19 protein-coding genes are annotated in these 17,272 nt (G+C 36.3%); all 19 read left to right on the forward strand.

The window, feature by feature from the left end:
* Positions 1-197: 197 nt before the first annotated feature.
* The 19 genes from NTU58_01560 (at position 198) to xseA (ending at position 17,187) form a co-directional block, all read left to right on the forward strand.
* Positions 198-1,124 carry a M14 family metallopeptidase gene (locus NTU58_01560; GenBank protein MCX6764373.1) on the forward strand — a complete coding sequence of 309 codons (927 nt, stop codon included), beginning with the start codon at positions 198-200 and terminating at the stop codon, positions 1,122-1,124.
* The gene (locus NTU58_01565; protein MCX6764374.1) at positions 1,124-2,020 is read left to right on the forward strand and encodes a M14 family metallopeptidase; all 897 of its coding nucleotides are present in this window, start codon (positions 1,124-1,126) and stop codon (positions 2,018-2,020) included. Before NTU58_01560 ends, NTU58_01565 begins: the two co-directional genes overlap by 1 nt.
* 164 nt (positions 2,021-2,184) lie before the next feature.
* Positions 2,185-2,472, forward strand: a complete 288-nt coding sequence (locus NTU58_01570) for a hypothetical protein (GenBank protein MCX6764375.1) — start codon at positions 2,185-2,187, stop codon at positions 2,470-2,472.
* A gap of 195 nt (positions 2,473-2,667) precedes the next feature.
* A complete protein-coding gene (locus tag NTU58_01575) occupies positions 2,668-2,868 on the forward strand; it encodes a cold shock domain-containing protein (GenBank protein MCX6764376.1) in 201 nt (66 codons plus the stop codon).
* A gap of 85 nt (positions 2,869-2,953) precedes the next feature.
* Positions 2,954-3,805: a PD-(D/E)XK nuclease family protein gene (locus NTU58_01580; protein MCX6764377.1), complete on the forward strand. Its 852-nt coding sequence runs from the start codon at positions 2,954-2,956 to the stop codon at positions 3,803-3,805.
* A 2-nt stretch (positions 3,806-3,807) separates the two neighbouring features.
* Complete coding sequence (locus tag NTU58_01585) at positions 3,808-5,112, forward strand: PIF1 family DEAD/DEAH box helicase (protein ID MCX6764378.1); 1,305 nt, start codon at positions 3,808-3,810, stop codon at positions 5,110-5,112.
* Positions 5,113-5,510: 398 nt separating this feature from the next.
* Positions 5,511-6,143 (forward strand): HAD family hydrolase, encoded by a 633-nt coding sequence (locus NTU58_01590; GenBank protein ID MCX6764379.1) that lies wholly within the window; start codon positions 5,511-5,513, stop codon positions 6,141-6,143.
* Between the two features lie 116 nt (positions 6,144-6,259).
* Entirely contained in the window at positions 6,260-7,711 is a 1,452-nt protein-coding gene (locus NTU58_01595) for an ABC-F family ATP-binding cassette domain-containing protein (GenBank protein ID MCX6764380.1), read from the forward strand.
* Positions 7,712-7,855: 144 nt separating this feature from the next.
* Positions 7,856-9,079: a DEAD/DEAH box helicase gene (locus NTU58_01600; GenBank protein ID MCX6764381.1), complete on the forward strand. Its 1,224-nt coding sequence runs from the start codon at positions 7,856-7,858 to the stop codon at positions 9,077-9,079.
* Between the two features lie 269 nt (positions 9,080-9,348).
* Positions 9,349-9,606: a hypothetical protein gene (locus tag NTU58_01605; protein ID MCX6764382.1), complete on the forward strand. Its 258-nt coding sequence runs from the start codon at positions 9,349-9,351 to the stop codon at positions 9,604-9,606.
* Positions 9,607-9,996: 390 nt separating this feature from the next.
* Positions 9,997-10,485 (forward strand): hypothetical protein, encoded by a 489-nt coding sequence (locus NTU58_01610; protein ID MCX6764383.1) that lies wholly within the window; start codon positions 9,997-9,999, stop codon positions 10,483-10,485.
* Positions 10,486-10,509: 24 nt separating this feature from the next.
* On the forward strand, positions 10,510-10,863 hold the full coding sequence (locus NTU58_01615) for a hypothetical protein (protein MCX6764384.1): 354 nt from the start codon (positions 10,510-10,512) through the stop codon (positions 10,861-10,863).
* A 2-nt stretch (positions 10,864-10,865) separates the two neighbouring features.
* Positions 10,866-11,243 carry a metallopeptidase family protein gene (locus tag NTU58_01620; protein ID MCX6764385.1) on the forward strand — a complete coding sequence of 126 codons (378 nt, stop codon included), beginning with the start codon at positions 10,866-10,868 and terminating at the stop codon, positions 11,241-11,243.
* Between the two features lie 16 nt (positions 11,244-11,259).
* On the forward strand, positions 11,260-12,069 hold the full coding sequence (locus tag NTU58_01625) for a DUF3298 and DUF4163 domain-containing protein (protein MCX6764386.1): 810 nt from the start codon (positions 11,260-11,262) through the stop codon (positions 12,067-12,069).
* Between the two features lie 7 nt (positions 12,070-12,076).
* Positions 12,077-12,502: an EamA family transporter gene (locus tag NTU58_01630; protein MCX6764387.1), complete on the forward strand. Its 426-nt coding sequence runs from the start codon at positions 12,077-12,079 to the stop codon at positions 12,500-12,502.
* Position 12,503: 1 nt separating this feature from the next.
* Positions 12,504-12,722, forward strand: a complete 219-nt coding sequence (locus tag NTU58_01635) for a hypothetical protein (protein ID MCX6764388.1) — start codon at positions 12,504-12,506, stop codon at positions 12,720-12,722.
* Positions 12,723-12,726: 4 nt separating this feature from the next.
* Complete coding sequence (locus NTU58_01640) at positions 12,727-12,930, forward strand: hypothetical protein (protein ID MCX6764389.1); 204 nt, start codon at positions 12,727-12,729, stop codon at positions 12,928-12,930.
* A gap of 37 nt (positions 12,931-12,967) precedes the next feature.
* Positions 12,968-15,955 (forward strand): UvrD-helicase domain-containing protein, encoded by a 2,988-nt coding sequence (locus NTU58_01645; protein MCX6764390.1) that lies wholly within the window; start codon positions 12,968-12,970, stop codon positions 15,953-15,955.
* A gap of 11 nt (positions 15,956-15,966) precedes the next feature.
* On the forward strand, positions 15,967-17,187 hold the full coding sequence (gene xseA, locus NTU58_01650) for an exodeoxyribonuclease VII large subunit (GenBank protein ID MCX6764391.1): 1,221 nt from the start codon (positions 15,967-15,969) through the stop codon (positions 17,185-17,187).
* Positions 17,188-17,272 lie beyond the last annotated feature (85 nt).

Consider the following 17,272-nt stretch of genomic DNA (forward strand, 5'->3'; position numbering starts at 1 on the left):
GGGGGGTAAAGGAATTTTTTCCTTGATTAAAAAAATAGGAAAAATTTTCTTTACCTCCTTATATTATTTTATAATAATTTATTGGCTTGTCAACACTTTTCTCTTTGCGAGCTTTTTTAGTAAAAAATTATCTTTATACATAAATAATCGATTTTATGTTATGATAAATTAATTATTATTAATAATTAATAAAAACTATGAAAAAAATCTTCATCGTATTAGTGGTCATAGCCATCATTGGCATTGCTTTATATTTTTTAGTATACCTTCCGCGTAAAAATGCAGCTTTGAATCAAAATCAGGTTGTGCCAACCGGCACAGTTGAGAAACAAGAGGCAAAGCCGGTTCAGGAAACATCAACGCAAGAACAGGAAAATAAAACCGAAACGATCACTGGAAAATCAGTTCAAGGGCTTGATATTAAAGCTTATCATTACGGAAGCGGAGAAAAGGAAATTCTTTTTGTCGGAGGCATACACGGCGGATACTCATGGAACACGGTACTTCTTACTTACCAAATAATGGATTATTTGAAAGCAAATCCGACTTTAATACCCGGCAATATTAAGGTAACGGTTATTCCTGTGCTCAATCCTGATGGTTTGAAAAAGGTTGTTGGTGCTGCAGGCCGTTTTAGCCAGTCCGATGTTTCAGTTTCGCAAGAGGTAAAGGTATCAGGCCGTTTTAATGCTAACAAAGTGGATATAAATAGAAACTTTGACTGCGAATGGAAGGCAATTGGCGTTTGGCAGAGCACTAATGTGAGTGGAGGAAGTAAGCCGTTTTCAGAACCCGAAAGCGCGGCTATTAGGGATTATGTTCAAAAACATAAACCAATAGCGGTTATTTCATGGGATAGCGCTGCAGGGGGAGTGTTTTCATCAAACTGTAATAACGATGAAATTCTGCCTGAAACGCAAGCGATTGCTAATATTTACGCAGAAGCTTCCGGTTATCCGGCCTACGAAGATTTTACTTTCTATGAATTGTCCGGAGATATGATAAACTGGTTTGCCAAAAATAAAATTCCGGCAATAAGCGTGCTTCTGTCTACGCACGAAGGCATTGAATGGTCCAAAAATTTGGCCGGTATAAAAGCGACCTTAGAGCATTACGCTAAATAATGAAATCTCTTTTTTCTAAGAAGTTCATAATAGCTGTTTTTTGTGTTGTCGCGCTTGGCGCGGGTTTATTTGCGTTTTTTGCCTTGCAAAAAAATAATGTTCCGGAATCAGTTTCCATCATCACGACGCCTCTTGAATTGAAAGTTGAGAGCCCGGAACGCAAAGTGCTGGGCTTGTCTGTTGAGGGCCGTGAGATTGAGTCTTATAAATTTGGAAAAGGGAAAACACAACTTATTTTTGTCGGCGGCATACACGGGGGCTATGAGTGGAACAGCGTGATTCTTGCATATGAATTTATGGATTATCTTAAAGCAAACTTGGAATTTATCCCTGAAAATTTGAGCATAACGGTTATTCCGTCGCTGAATCCCGACGGAGTATTTAAAATAATAGGCAAGGAAGGCCGTTTTACTGTTGCTGATGTTCCGGCCGGATCCAACGGAGCCGGAAGACTCAATGCTCATGCGGTTGACCTCAACCGTAATTTTGACTGCAAATGGAAGCCAAAGGGTTTGTGGGGAACAAAAGAGGTTAGTTGCGGAAGCAGGCCGTTTTCAGAACCGGAAAGCATGGCTATCAGGAAATTTGTTTTAGAAAATAATCCGACAGCTGTTATTTTTTGGCACAGCAAGTCCAACGGAGTGTATGCATCATATTGCGAAGCTGATATTCTTCAGGAAACACGCGACATAATGAATACTTATTCAAAAGTTTCGGGATATCCGGCTTACGAAACGTTTGACCAATACGAGGTTACGGGCGACGCCAGTGACTGGCTCGCTTCCATCGGTATTCCGGCGATTAGCGTGGAGCTTAAGACCCACGAGACTATTGAGTGGGAACAGAATTTGGCCGGCATTCAGGCGCTCTTTAAATACTACGAAAATAAAAATTAAAAATGTGGGTTTATATAATTTTAATAATAATTGTCGCAGGATTTTTGTTTCTGACTGAAATAGGAAGAGCGATTTTAAAGTGGCTAATTATAGGCGGATTATTGTATTTGGTGGGCTATTGGATATTAAAATTTTTTATAGACCGAACATCAAATATATAAAATATGAGATTTAGTGTTAAAAAAAACGAGAACATATTATCTCTGACAAGAAGATTGGGATATGCGCCCAGAGGGGTTGAAGGGGAGGAGTTTAACTGCGTAAGGGTTCTTAGCGGAAACGGGTATCCAAGGTTTCATCTTTATATAAAACAAGAAAAAGATAATATTTCTTTTAATTTGCATTTGGACCAGAAAAAATCTTCATATCAGGGCACATCGGCTCACAGCGGAGAATATGACGGTAAATTGATTGAACAAGAAAAAGAAAGAATTATAAAATCTTTAGAATAATAATAAATAGTTTTTATAAATGGTTGACAAGAAGCTATTTATATGATATTATAATAAGTATAAGATAGTTGCCTTATAAAATTAGTCGGGTTTGTTGGGAAACTAAACTTTAGGATTCACCCTGTTAAATTTGCTTCGCAACTATTTAACGGGGTAAACCTTAAAACATTATTAAATTAATTTGAATTTAAAAACATGGAAGGAACAATTAAAACCATTGTTGAGGGTAAAGGATTCGGGTTCATTACTGTTGAAGGAGAAGAGAAAGACTTGTTTTTTCACAAGAACGAAGTCAAAGGAGTAACCTACGAAGAGTTAAAGGTAGGTGACAAAGTGTCTTTTGAGAAAGCTGATTCTCCGAAAGGACCCAATGCGACAAACGTAAATCGTATTTAAGAATTTTTACATCAGCAAAAAAAATCGCCTAAAAGGCGATTTTTTGGTAGAATTACAAAAAAAGAATATTAAAACAAACCTAATCATGGAACAAAAAATTATTAAAGATAAATATGGGGCTGTCTGGGTGTCGCACTCGTCTATCGGAGACTTTTTAAAATGTCCCAGAGCATATTATTTGCATAATATGTATAAAAGCAAAAATAACAGAAAGATAAATTTGGTAAGTTCGGTTTTTTCTTTGGGCTCTGCGGTGCACGAAACTTTGGAGGGCTTGGCAAGGTATAAGGCAGAAGACAGGTTTAAGGAATCTTTGACGGATGCATTTGAGGAAAATTGGAAAAAAGTTTCAGGCAAAATCGGCGGGTTTAAAACAGCGATAGAGGAGGCCGAAGCAAAAGAACGAGCAAGACAAATGATAGAAAGGGTTGTTAAAAATCCGGGACCTTTGTTAAAGAAAACAATAAAGCTAAAGGGCGGGAAAAACAATATGCCGCCGAATTTCTTTTTATCAGAGGAAGATAATATAATTTTATGCGGGAAGATTGATTGGTTGGAATATATAGAGGAAGATGACAGCGTGCGGGTTATTGATTTTAAAACCGGAAAGAACGAAGAGGGGCAGGACTCACTTCAGCTGCCGATTTATGTTTTACTTTTAAATGCTTTGCAAAACCGAAAAATTACGGGAGCCTATTATTGGTACTTGGACCGGGCAGATGCCCCTTCAATTGTTGCCTTACCAAAAGCAGAAAGCGCCCGGGGAAAAGTTTTGTCTATCGCAAAAAAAATTAAAGAAGCCAGAGAGATTGGCCGATTTGAATGTCCCAAGGGGATGCCGGGTTGTTTTTCGTGCCAGCCATATGAAAAGATTTTAAAGGGCAAGGCGGAATTTGTCGGCATTGGCGGATATAATCAAGAATTGTATTTAATTTAATTATGACACAAGAAGAAGCGTTAAACGCGATGAAAATGGGATACAATGTGTTTCTGACCGGCCCGCCTGGAAGCGGGAAAACTTTTTTATTAAACAAATACATCGATTATTTGAGAGAGAATAATAAATCAGTGGCAGTTACGGCCAGCACCGGAATTGCTGCGACCCACATGAATGGGACAACTTTGCATTCGTGGTCCGGGCTTGGGATAAAAGAAAACCTTACCAAAAATGATATCAAGAAGTTAATGAAAAAGTCCTATTTAAGAAAGCATTATAAGAATACTAAAATATTAATTATTGATGAAATATCAATGCTTACTGCCGCCAAGTTTGATGCGGTGAACCGCGCCTGCCAACAGTTTAAATCCAGTTTTCAGACGTTTGGGGGAATGCAAGTTGTTTGTTCGGGTGACCTTTTTCAACTTCCGCCAATAAATAAAAATAGCATGGCAAAGTTTGTGGTTGAGTCGCGAGCTTGGAAAAACATGGATATGAAAACTTGTTATCTCGAGGAACAGCACAGGCACAAAGACAAAGATTTATTTGATTTGTTGAACCATATCAGAAGCAATAATATGGAGGAATCAAAAAAAATATTAATGGGTAGGCCGCAACAGGAAGACCTTTTGGAAACACCCACAAAACTATATACTCACAATATCGACGTTGACGCGGTAAATAGCGTTGAGTTAGAAAAGATTGCAGGCAAAGAGTTTGTTTACCATATGACCGCCACGGGCAAGCAAGAGGTTGTAAACGCCTTAAAGAAAAGTTGTTTGGCGCCGGAACGCTTAGTGTTGAAAAAAGGAGCGCGGGTGATGTTTTTGAAAAATAATTTTGAAGTCGGATATGTAAACGGAACACAGGGCAGTGTGATTGATTTTGATATTGACGGTTTGCCGATTATTGAAACCATTCATGGCCAAAAAATTATTGCAAAGTTAGCCAGTTGGACGGTTGACGAAGATGGGAAAAGAATAGCCAGAATAAATCAGCTGCCGTTGCGATTGGCATGGGCCATAACAGTGCATAAAAGCCAAGGCATGAATTTAGATGCCGCAGAAATAGACCTTTCCAAATGTTTTGTCGAAGGAATGGGTTATGTGGCTTTATCCAGGTTGCGTTCTTTAGCCGGTTTAAAACTTGTAGCAATAAATGATATGGCGTTTTGTATAAACAAGAAGGCCTTTGATGTAGACGAACAGTTAAGAAAGGCGTCTAAAGCAATGGCAAGAAAATTAAAAAAGATTTCTCTTAGCGAAACAGAAAAACGACATAAGCGGTTTTTAATGTCGACGGCATAGGCAATGGTTTGATTAATTATTGATTTTGATATAAATTAAAAGTTAGAAAATTAACATTAAAGAAAATGGAGGATAAAGAAAAATGATAGGAGAGTCGACTATTTTCAGGGTAATAATAATATACTTTATTGGGTTTTTGTTTGGTATATTACTTGGTCAGAAATTAATATTTCCCAAAGATGGTTTATGGGCTTATCTTTTATGCGGTATTCTTTGGCCCGTTAGTTTCATAGTTTCAATTCCCATAGTCCTTGGTTTAATGACTCCCATAAAATAGTAATAATCGTTTTATTATAAGAGGTATTATTAAGACACCTCTTTTTTATTTGAATTTAATCAAGTCCCTTGACCGGCTCAGGACTTACGTTTAGCCTTTCGAAGTGGTAGTATAAGACATTATGATTAAGAATATTATTTTTGATTGGTCCGGAGTAATAAACGACGATTTACACACCGTCTATAGAGTAGTTTTGGCGATATTCAAAAAATTCGGGGTCAAAGAAATATCTTTGGAAGAATTCAGAAAAGAATGGGAGCAACCCTATATGCTTTTCTATCGTAAATATGGTATTTCTGGTATATCCAGAGAAGAAGAGGTCGCTATTTATAAATCTTTATATAAAGATTTATCTGCTAAGTATCCCCCAAGGGCATATCCTAAAATTAAAGATACGTTGGTAAAATTCAAGAAAGCCGGTATCAATATGATTATATTAAGTTCAAACCTTAGAGAAACTATTTTATATGACATTGAAGAATTCAATCTGCAAGGATTATTCACCGAAATTAATAGCGAAATACACGATAAAAACGATGGAATACAAGAGACAATTAAAAGAAATGGTTTTAATCCTCAAGAAACTGTATTTGTTGGCGATACGACTCATGAAGTTGACGTCGGCAAGAAGGCGGGGATAAAAACTGCAGCTGTTACGTGGGGGTATAACAATGAGGATAAATTGAAATCCGTTAACCCAGATTTTATAATCCACGACTTAGAGGAATTAGAAAAAGCGGTTTTTGGTTGTTAAACATTCACCTCTAATTCAAACTTAAGATAATTGTTGGAAAAAGGATAGTTCGGACTTGGTTGAGGTGCCGCCTCAGCCTTTTTTAATTAGGTAATTTGTATTAATATAGAACCATTATGAATCAAGGAGAAACGATATTAAGATTTAACAAGGTGTTTTTCTCATACGGACACAACAAACCCATATTAGATGAGGTTGATTTTTCTTTAAGGCAAGGATCAAAGATAACCCTGATGGGACAAAATGGCGCCGGCAAAAGCACTATTTTTCAGCTTATTACCGGAAACCTTAAACCGGATTTGGGAGCTGTCAGTATTGTGGCAGGAGTTACCGTTGCTATTGCAAAACAGGTAATTTCCCGGGACTTGCTTGATTTAACAGTGCGCGAATTTTTTCAGAATTGTTTCAGCGAAACAGTATATGACATTGACCCAAAAATTGACGAAGTTCTTGGGATGGTTAATCTTATTGCCGATAAAGACAAAATCATTAAATCATTTTCAGGGGGCCAGCAGGCAAGGCTTCTTTTGGCATCGGCCATTATCCAAAATCCCGATTTACTGCTTTTGGATGAGCCGACCAATAATCTTGATAAAGACGGCATAATTCATCTTACTAAATTTCTTATTGATTATAATAAAACATGCATAGTCATTTCTCATGACGCCAAGTTTTTGAATGCGTTTACCCACGGCGTTTTATATCTGGATGTATTTACCCGCAAGATTGAGCAGTATGTCGGAGATTATTATGATTTATTGATTGAGATTTCCGCCAGGATGGAAAGGGAAAACATGAAAAACGCGCAGTTGGCAAAAAAAATTCAGGAGAATAAAGATAAATCAAATTATTTTGCCCACAAAGGAGGGAAGATGAGATTGGTGGCAAAAAAAATGCGACAAAGAGCCGAAGAAATGGAAGAAGCAAAAATTGACGTCAGAAAGGAGGACAAGACCATCAGGTCTTTTATTATTCCTTCCCAGCAGGGGATTGGCGGAGAAATTTTGAGTATTACATCTTTCTCTGTAATGAAAAATCATAAATCAGTGCGGCGCAAGGCTAATATTTCTCTTAGAAAAGGAGAGCGCTTGTTTCTCACGGGACAGAACGGCAGCGGCAAAACTACATTGCTTGAAGCTTTAGCTTCAGGAAAAGCAAAGGGCGCTAAAATTGCCTCAGGAGTTAAGGTTGGATATTACCGCCAAGATTTTTCCACCCTTAATCTTGATGATACGGTTTATCAATCCCTCAGTTCTGTCGCTGAAAAATTTTCAGAAGAAAACCTCCGTGCCTTGGCCGCCGGCTTTTTGATAACCGGCGACTTAATTTATGCCAAAATAGGCAGTTTATCAGAAGGACAAAAGGGTTTGGTGTCTTTTGCCAGGCTGGTGATACAAAAACCTGGGCTTCTTATTTTGGACGAGCCCACCAATCATATTAATTTCCGTCATTTGCCGGTTATAGCTTCTGCGCTAAACAAATACGAGGGAGCTTTGGTTTTAGTGAGCCATATCCCGGAATTTGTCCAGCAGATTCGTATTGATGAAATTCTTGATTTGAATCAATAAAGGCTTGACAGAGCATAAAGATTGGTATATGCTATCAACGTAACTGAATCTCATGGTTTTTATTTAAAAAATCGGAGACTATCTAGTCGCCTTTTTTTATTTACAATGATCGAATGTTATAAGGGTAATTCCCTTTAAAAAAATATGTACACAAGAGGTTTAAAAAATTATAGGTCAAGAAAATTTTTGTCCAAATCTTCTCAATTCAAAAGAGGAGGCCGTTCTAATTCCTCAAACAGGGGACAAAAGAGGAGCTTTGGCGGAGAAAAAATAGATCCCGCCAAATTTATCAATAAAGCGGTTATGGCCAAAGAAATTGATATTTTTAAACCTGAACACGAATTTCAGGATTTTAAAATTGACCAAAGGTTAAAGCAGGTTATTGCGGCCAGGGGCTATAAAACGCCTACGCCGATTCAGGACAGGGTTATTCCTTGCGCCATCAACGGCTCTGATATTGTTGGAGTTGCCAACACCGGAACGGGAAAAACAGCTGCTTTTCTTTTACCTTTAATTAATAAAATTATACTCAACCCAAAAGAGCAGGTTTTGATTATTGCTCCGACCAGAGAGCTTGCTTTACAGATAGACCAGGAATTCAAATTATTCACCAAAGGAATGAGACTGTTTTCAGTTTGTTGCGTAGGGGGAATGAGCATAGGCTGGCAGATTTCAAATCTCCACTACCAATACAACGTAATCATCGGAACACCAGGAAGATTAAAGGATTTGATAGAGAGAAAAATGATTAATTTATCCAGGTTTAATAATATAGTGCTGGACGAAGCAGACCGGATGCTTGATATGGGATTTATAAATGACACCCGCTTCATAATGAGCGGAATGCCAAAAGAGCGCCAGGTGTTTTTCTTTGCAGCCACTCTTTCCAGTAGCATAGAAAAACTTATTAAAGAATTTCTTAGGAATCCGATTAGGATTTCGGTTAAAACCAGGGACACCGCAAAAAATGTTGAACAGGATGTTATTAGAATAGAGCGCGGAAGGAGTAAATTGGATGTTCTTAACGAGCTTTTAAATAAAATAGAATTCAATAAGGTGCTTATTTTCGGAAAAACCAAGCGCGGAGTGGAAGGGCTGTCAAAAACGCTTTCTGATAACGGATTTAAGGTGGAATCCATACACGGAAACAAAAATAACTCTCAGCGCCAAAGAGCTCTGGTTTTATTCAAGAATAATGTCGTCCAGGTGCTGGTGGCAACTGATGTTGCAGCCCGCGGACTGGACATTGCAGATATCAGCCATGTTATAAACTATGACATACCTGCGACTTACACTGACTATGTTCACCGCATCGGCCGTACCGGAAGAGGAGATAAGAGAGGAACGGCTTTGACGTTTATAGAATAATTATTATCCCTTGATTGTTATTTGTTAATATGCTATAGTAGCATTGTAACTGAATAGTTACAGAATTAACCGTTATTCCGGGTTTTACGGAACGGATATCTTTTTTAAGTAAATGGTAGTCCGAATAAAGTTACAAAAGGTGGTTGGGAGATTTCACTTCATAAAAAGTACAATTTTAAGTGAAAATCCTAGCCACTTTTTTTGTTGCCTAAACGATTTTTTTGACAAAGTTAATAATTATATTAAGATAAAAAAGGAGGTTTTAGAAAATGCCAGTAGAAGGCACCGAAAAAGAGATAAGTTCTGTTCTTTTAAAGCCTATCAAAGGAAACGACCGTTTAGAGGAATTAAGGTTTTTGGTTCTTAATAAAAAAGCGACGCCATGTGAAGAAAAAGAATTTTGGGCAACATTAAGCTTATATAAGCATGAATCTATAGGAAGAAAACCACGGAGAACAGATCCCGAATTATATGAAGAAACAGAAGAACTCAAAAGAAAAAACGAAGAACAAAGAAAAAAATCTTAAATCTGTGACATATTTTTTATGTCACTTTTTATTTTATTTTTTGGTTTGCCAGAATTTAAATAGAGGATATTAAAAATCCTCTATTTTATTTATTTTTTGTTTACGCTGAGCCCGTCGAAGTGGTCCTCCTACGCCCTTGAGAGCTTTGGCCGGACAAGGTAGAATAAATTAATATAATTATCAAAATAAAAAAAGGTCTTAAAATAAATAATTATAAAAACCATGAAACTAAAAATAAATTGGTATTGGGGTTTTCTGGGGTTTCTCGGCTTCTTGGGATTAAGCGACCCGCTATATTATGCGTTTTTCGCATTTCTATTGTTTTTTATTCAACCGATTGTAAAATCCAAGAAAAAATAATAATAGGTTTAATTTAATAAAATAAAAAATATGTCTAATCAAGAAACAATAAAACCAACCGGCTGTTGCGAGCCGTTTAATCCTGAACCTTGGCAGGATAAAGAAATCACATGGAAAGATAAGATTTTTGTGAAAGACCATGTTACCAGTTTTTTGCATATTCCTCTTGATATGGGGAAAAAAATAATCAAAAATATGGCGCTTATTGAAAAAGCAAATGCCAAGTCGCCTTATCAGTTAATGTTAACCGATGAAAAATCTGTTTGGGGCGCGGATATTTACATTGACGTTTCCGGGGATGTTCCTGGGGCTGAAATGGCAACGCTTTCAGGAACATTTTTTACTAAAGTATTCGAGGGGCCATATCAAAATGTAGGTATCTGGGCGAAGGAAATGAAAGAATATGTTGAAAAAAAAGGCAAGAATCTAAAAAAGCTTTATTTTTCATACACTACCTGCCCGAAATGCGCCAAAGCATACGGCAAGAATTATGTGGTGATTTTTGCGCAAATAGATTAAGTTGAAGAATCAAATCAATAAATCATGGATTTAATTTCAAAAATTTTAATGGTAGTTTTGATATTCTTGGGAGAGAGTTTTTCTATTTACGCAGAAATGATTATGGCAAAAAATTATTCCAACACGTCTTTTATTGGTCTCTTTCTTAAAATGGTATTTGTGATTATAATTGCCGGAATTTTTTTGATTGCTGGATATATGTTTGGTTTTAAATATTTTAAGAATATATGGATTGTCAGCGTGACCTCCATAACATCTATCTTAATAATGGAACCTATTCTTGCTTATACAATTTTTCATCAGCTACCAACAAAAGGAGCGCTTATAGGTTTAATTTTAGGAGCATTAGGATTTATTTCAGCAATAATTTATCGCTAAATATGGAGCTTGAAAAATTTGAAAAATTGGTAAACGAAGGGATTAGAGCCATTCCGGAAAAAATTTTGAAAAAATTGGAAAACGTTGACGTTGTGATAGAAGATGAGCCTGCTGTTTATCAGCTGAGAAAAATTAAACTTAAAAGAGATTCAGTTCTTTTTGGATTATATGAAGGCGTACCCCAAAACAAAAGATGGGGTTACGGCCAGGCCTTGCCGGATAAAATAAGTATTTTTAAAAAGGCGATTGAAAACTATGCGAGGTCCGAAGAAGAAATCAAGGAAATTGTTATGAACACGGTTTGGCATGAAATTGCCCATCACTTTGGGATGGATGAAGAAATGGTGAGAGAATCGGAAAGGAAGCGCAGAAAAAAATAAAATAATAAATAAATTTATGAAAAAAAATATTTTGTTAATAATAATTGCCATAATTTTAATTCTGGCCGGTATATCGGTTTTAAGTATAAAAAATTGTATTTTTTTTGTTAAGAAAAACGTTGCCGAAGAAAATCCAATTAATAATAACTATTTATCAGTATCTGTAATTCCTATTCATCAAACTGATAATTTTTATAATATACAAGCTGAATACCCCCAATTTAAAAATGCCTCAGATGAATTTAACAAAAAAATTGCCGATTTAATTACAGAGGAAATTGATAATTTCAAAAAAAGCGCAAAAGAGAATTGGGATGCGCGAAGGGCGACAGCCATGCCGGATAATCCGGTTCCTGAAAACCCCGAAGGACCGTTTGATTTTATCGCCACCTGGAAGCCGGTCCAGCTTAATAATGAATATTTAAGTTTTGTTATAAACTCGTATTACTTTGTCGGCGGTGCTCATGGCGCCAACGAAGTGCATGCTTTTAATTACGACCTGGCAAAGCAGAAGGAAATAACTATTTTAGATTTTCTAAATTCATCACAGCAATATTTTGAAAAATTAGCCGAGCTGTCGGCCAAAGAGGTTACCTCTAAACTTCAGGGCAATGAAGTAATGATAGATGATTTTTTAAAACAAATGATTCAAGACGGCACTAAGGCAACCCAAGAAAATTACAAAGACTTTAATTTTAATTATAATTCATTAATAATTTATTTTCAGCAGTATCAAGTTGCACCGGGTGCGGCCGGAGAGATAACGATAACGTTTTATAAAAACACCTTGGACAAAAATTCAATAAAATCCGATTATTTAAAATAAAAACAGTATGAGTTGGTTAATTTTTGCTTTTCTTTCGGCAATAATGGCGGCTTTGGTGGCGATTTTCGCAAAAATGGGGCTGAAGAGCATTGATTCTACTTTAGCCACTACTATCAGGTCGATTATTATGGCTGTCTTTTTGATTTTAGTCAGTTTTTCTCTGAAAAAATTTCAGGGATTCTCCTTTAAATCATTTGATTCTAAGGATTGGCTGCTGATTGTTTTTGCCGGTATCGCCGGTGCACTTTCTTGGCTTTTTTATTTTTTTGCCTTGAAAACCGGATTAGCGACAAAAGTAGTGGTTATAGATCGTCTTAGTTTGGTTTTTGTTATAATTTTTGCGGCTCTTTTTCTAGGCGAACATCTTGGTTGGAAAACGGTTATCGGCGCTCTTTTTATGGTTATCGGCGCCATTATCATAACTTTGAAATAATATGAAAGAAAAAGGTTTTATGTTACTTTCTTTATTAATTACAGTTATTATTTTAATAATTATTATTTTTAGCGGTTATTTTGGCTACGGCTATTTTAAAGATTATAAAACCCAAAAAGAAATTAAAAAAAGTTCAACAGAAGAAGCTCAAAAGGTACAAGAACAGGAAGCGGAAAGAGTGGAAAATATGAATAAACAAATTGAAGAATTAAATCAATAAAATTATGAAAAAAGAATTTATAAAACAGTTTATAAAAGATGCCATAACGTCTTTTGTCTACTGGACTGTGGTATTAACCCCGTACATGATTTTTATTGTGAAAATTGACTTTAAGCAATATATAGCTTGGATAAGCATGCAGGCGATTCTTCTTCCGCCGCTTGGAGCAGTTTTTTCAATAATCGTAAGAAAGTTAAAGAAACAATAAATTAAAAAATATTCATAAAAAAACAATGGCCCTGGATTTGAAAAAATTAAATGAGGAGCAAAAAGAGGCGGTGGTCCACGAAGCGGGACCGCTTTTAATCGTGGCCGGAGCCGGAACTGGAAAAACAACAGTGATTACCCAAAGAATTGCTTATCTGATAGAAAAGGAACTGGCTAAGCCGGAAGAAATATTAGCCGTTACTTTTACGGAAAAAGCGGCCGGAGAAATGGAGGAAAGAGTTGATACTCTTTTGCCTTACGGCTACGTTGATTTATGGATTTCAACCTTTCATTCTTTTTGCGAAAGAGTTCTGAGAGACCATGCTTTAGATATCGGCTTGCCGGCTGATTTTAAAGTTTTGGACCCGACAGCAGGCTGGCTTTTGGTGCGCCAGAATTTGGATAAATTCGAGCTTGATTATTATAAGCCTTTGGGCAATCCGACTAAATTCATACAGACCCTGATTTCCCATTTTTCCCATTGCAAAGACCAGGAAGTTTATCCTGAAGATTACCTTGAATATAGCGAAAGGTTAAAAACCAGGGACGACTCTCCGGAAAATCAGGAAACAGAAAGAATAAAGGAAGTGGCAAACGCTTTTCATGCTTACCAAAAATTGCTTTTGGAAAACAGCTATTTGGATTTCGGAGACCTTATAAATTACTGCTTGAAATTATTTAAAAAAAGACCTTTGATTTTGGAAAAATATAGGGAAAAGTTCAAATACATTTTGGTGGATGAATTCCAGGACACTAATTGGTCTCAATATGAATTGATAAAAGTATTAGCTTTTCCCAAAAATAATCTCACCGTCTGCGCTGATGATGACCAGGCCATCTATTGTTGGAGAGGAGCTTCTTTTTCCAATATTATCCTGTTTAAAAAGGATTTTCCCAAGGCAAAACAGATTTCCTTGGTTAAAAATTACAGGTCAGCCCAGAACATTTTGGATTTGGCTTACAGGTTTATTAAAGCCAATGACCCTGACCGGCTTGAATATGTTAATAAAATAAATAAAAAATTAATTTCAATGATGGATAAACCCACCTCTGCCAAGGCTTCCGCCGACGCTAAAGCTTTGGCGGACAAGTCGGCGAGGCAAGGGGGGATAATCGAGCATATAAGCGCTAAAAATTTGGACGAAGAAGTTGGGAAAACAATCAAGAAAATACTGGAAATTTTAAAAAGAGACAAAGAGGTGAATTACAACGATATTGCCATTTTGGTCAGGGCGAACAACACGGCGAACGTTTTTACAAAGGCCTTAGAAAGGGCCGGTTTGCCATATCAATTTTTGGCTTCAAAAGGGCTTTACTCAAAGCCCATTATTTTGGACGTTATTTCTTATTTTAAGCTTTTGGATAATTATCATGAAAGTCCGTCGGTTTACAGAATTTTAAACTTGTTATTTTTAGAAATACCTTATCAAGACATAATTAATATTATCCAATACAGCCATCGCAAAACAAAATCTCTTTTTGAGGCAATGGAAGAGCTGGCTTTAATTCCCGGGATTTCGGAAAGGGCCCAAGAAAAAATTCCTTTTATCCTTAGCTTGATAAAAAAACATTCCGCTCTTTCCCGAGAAAAAATAGTTTCGGAAATATTCCTGGCTTTTTTAGGAGATTCGGGTTATTTGAAATATTTGGCCTCAAAAGATGATAAAGAACAGATAGACGTGCTTAACCAATTTTATAAAAGAATAAAAAGCTTTGAAGAATCCGCGATGGAGCCATCTTTGAAAAATTTTATGGAAGAAATAGTTTTTGAAATAGAGTCAGGAGAAGAGGGGAAACTTGAATTCGACCCTGAACAGGGTCCGGACATGATTAAAGTGATGACCATTCACGGAGCCAAAGGATTGGAATTCAAATACGTATTTTTAGTTAATATGGTGGATAAAAGATTTCCAACCATTGAAAGAAAGGATTTGATAGAGCTTCCCGAAGAATTAATTAAAGACATCAAACCCAAAGGAGATGTCCATTTGCAGGAAGAAAGAAGGATTTGCTATGTGGCTATGACCAGAGCCAAGAAAGAACTTTATTTTACCTCGGCCGAGGATTATGGATTAGCAAGGAAAAAGAGATTGTCGCGATTTTTAATAGAAATGGGATATAAAGACAGTCTTGAAACTAAAAATTTAAAATCGAAAAACGGATTGCCCGAACCGGCCGTGAAAAAACCGGAGACCAAAAGCCAAAAAGAATCGGAATATCTTCCGGAACATTTTTCATTTTCTCAACTGGCTGCTTTTGAAAAATGCCCTTTGCAGTATAAATTCAATTTTATTTTAAAGATTCCGATTAAAGGAAAGGCTGTTTTTTCCTTCGGAAAAACAATGCACAATACTTTTTACAGTTTTTTGAAAGCAGCAAGCGAGAGCAGTAAAAATAACCAAAGCGATTTATTCGGTTTTCCGGATAAAAAAACAAAAACAGCAAAAAAGGACAGTGCTTTTCAACTGGAAGATTTGCTCCTTATTTTTGAAAAAAACTGGATAGGGGAATGGTATGAGACCAAAAGCCAAAAAGAGGGATATTATAAATTGGGAAAGAAAATAGTTAAGGATTTTTACCAGGAGTTTATAAAAAATCCTCCCAAGGTTTTAAAAATTAACAATTCCTTTGCCTTAGAAATGCCATTTAACTTAAAGATAGGAAAAAATACGTTATTTGGCGTAATAGACAGAATTGATGAAAGAGAAGGGGGAGTCGCGATTATAGATTATAAAACCGGAAGCTCCAAAGAAAAATTAAAGCCGGAAGACAAAGAGCAGTTATTAATTTATCAAATAGCGATTGAGGAGGTTTTTAAATTAAAACCAAAAGAGCTTATTTATGATTACTTAAACGACGGAAAGAAGGCGTCTTTTCTGGGCTCAGCAGAAGAAACAGAAAATCTTAAAGAAAAAATAAAAAGAGAGATAGAAGAAATCAAGAAAAGTAATTTCAAACCTACTCCGGGCCACCAATGCGGATTTTGCGACTTTAAAGACATTTGCGATTTTGCCCAAAGGCAGTAAAATTAAACATTATGGAACAAAATATAAAAAAAATAGAACCGGTTTTTTCAGTCTCAGAATATATAGAATTTCTTAATATAAACTTAAAAAAAATCGGCGTTGCAAAAATAACCGGAGAAGTTACGAAACTGACCGTTTCAACCAGCGGTCATGTTTATTTTTCGATAAAAGACAAGTCGGGCAAGGGCGTTTTAGATTGCATAATCTGGAAAAATAATTATGCCATGTGCGGAGTGAAACTTGAAAAGGGAAAAGAAGTGATTCTGTCCGGATACCCCGATGTTTATCCTTTGAGCGGAAGGCTCAGCTTTAAAGCTGAAACGATTGAATTAAAAGGGGAGGGAGCGTTAAAAAAAGCTTACGAAGAATTAAAAAATAAGCTGGAAAAGGAGGGAATTTTCGACTTGGCAAGGAAAAAGAAAATTCCAATGTTTCCCGAAAGAATAGGAGTAATTACTTCAAAACAGGGAGCGGTGATACACGATTTTCTTAACAATATAGGGAAACACGGATTCAAGATTCAGATGATTGATTCCCGGGTAGAGGGGCAGGAAGCAATAAAAGACCTTCTGTCGGCCATCAGGACTTTCAAAGAAAAAAATATAGAGGTTTTAGTAGTCATAAGGGGTGGAGGATCTTTAGAATCATTACAACCGTTTAATAATGAAATACTTGTCAAGGAAATAGTTGATTTGCCTTTTCCCGTGATTGCCGGAATAGGCCACGACAAAGATACGCCACTTTTTACTATGGCGGCGGACGCTTCAGAGTCCACTCCCACCGCCGTTGCCAATCTGCTTAACGAATCGTGGGACCAAGCCCTGCTTTTTTTAGAACGATACGAAAGGAACATTGTCGGCCGGTATGAAATGATTTTAAGTAATTACAAAGAAATTGAAAACAAATTAAAGATTTCATTCAATAATTTTAAAAATGCCTTAAATGTCGCTGGAGAAAAATTACAAGGAACACTAAATAAATCTTTGTCGGGTTTTAAATCTTTATTGGCATTAGTAAATCAAAAAATAGAACAAGCGGAAAAAGTCGTTTTCTTTAATAATCCGGAACGCCAGCTTCGTCTGGGATATAGCATCGCCAGTTGCGACGGAAAGATAGTCAGACAAACAAAAGATGTTAAAATCGGAAAAAATATGTATATTAAAGTAACGGACGGTAAAATTATTTCAGAAGTTAAAAATATTAATAAGAACCTCGCTTCGCGAGAACCTTGATTTCTCACCGGAGCTCGAAATTAAAAAATAATAAGGAGACCTCGAATTTTTAAAAATTAAAAATATTAAAAAAAATATGGCTAAA

It is taken from the genome of Candidatus Nealsonbacteria bacterium (assembly GCA_026396195.1).
Classification (GTDB): Bacteria; Patescibacteriota; Minisyncoccia; order Minisyncoccales; family JAGGXC01; genus JAPLXH01.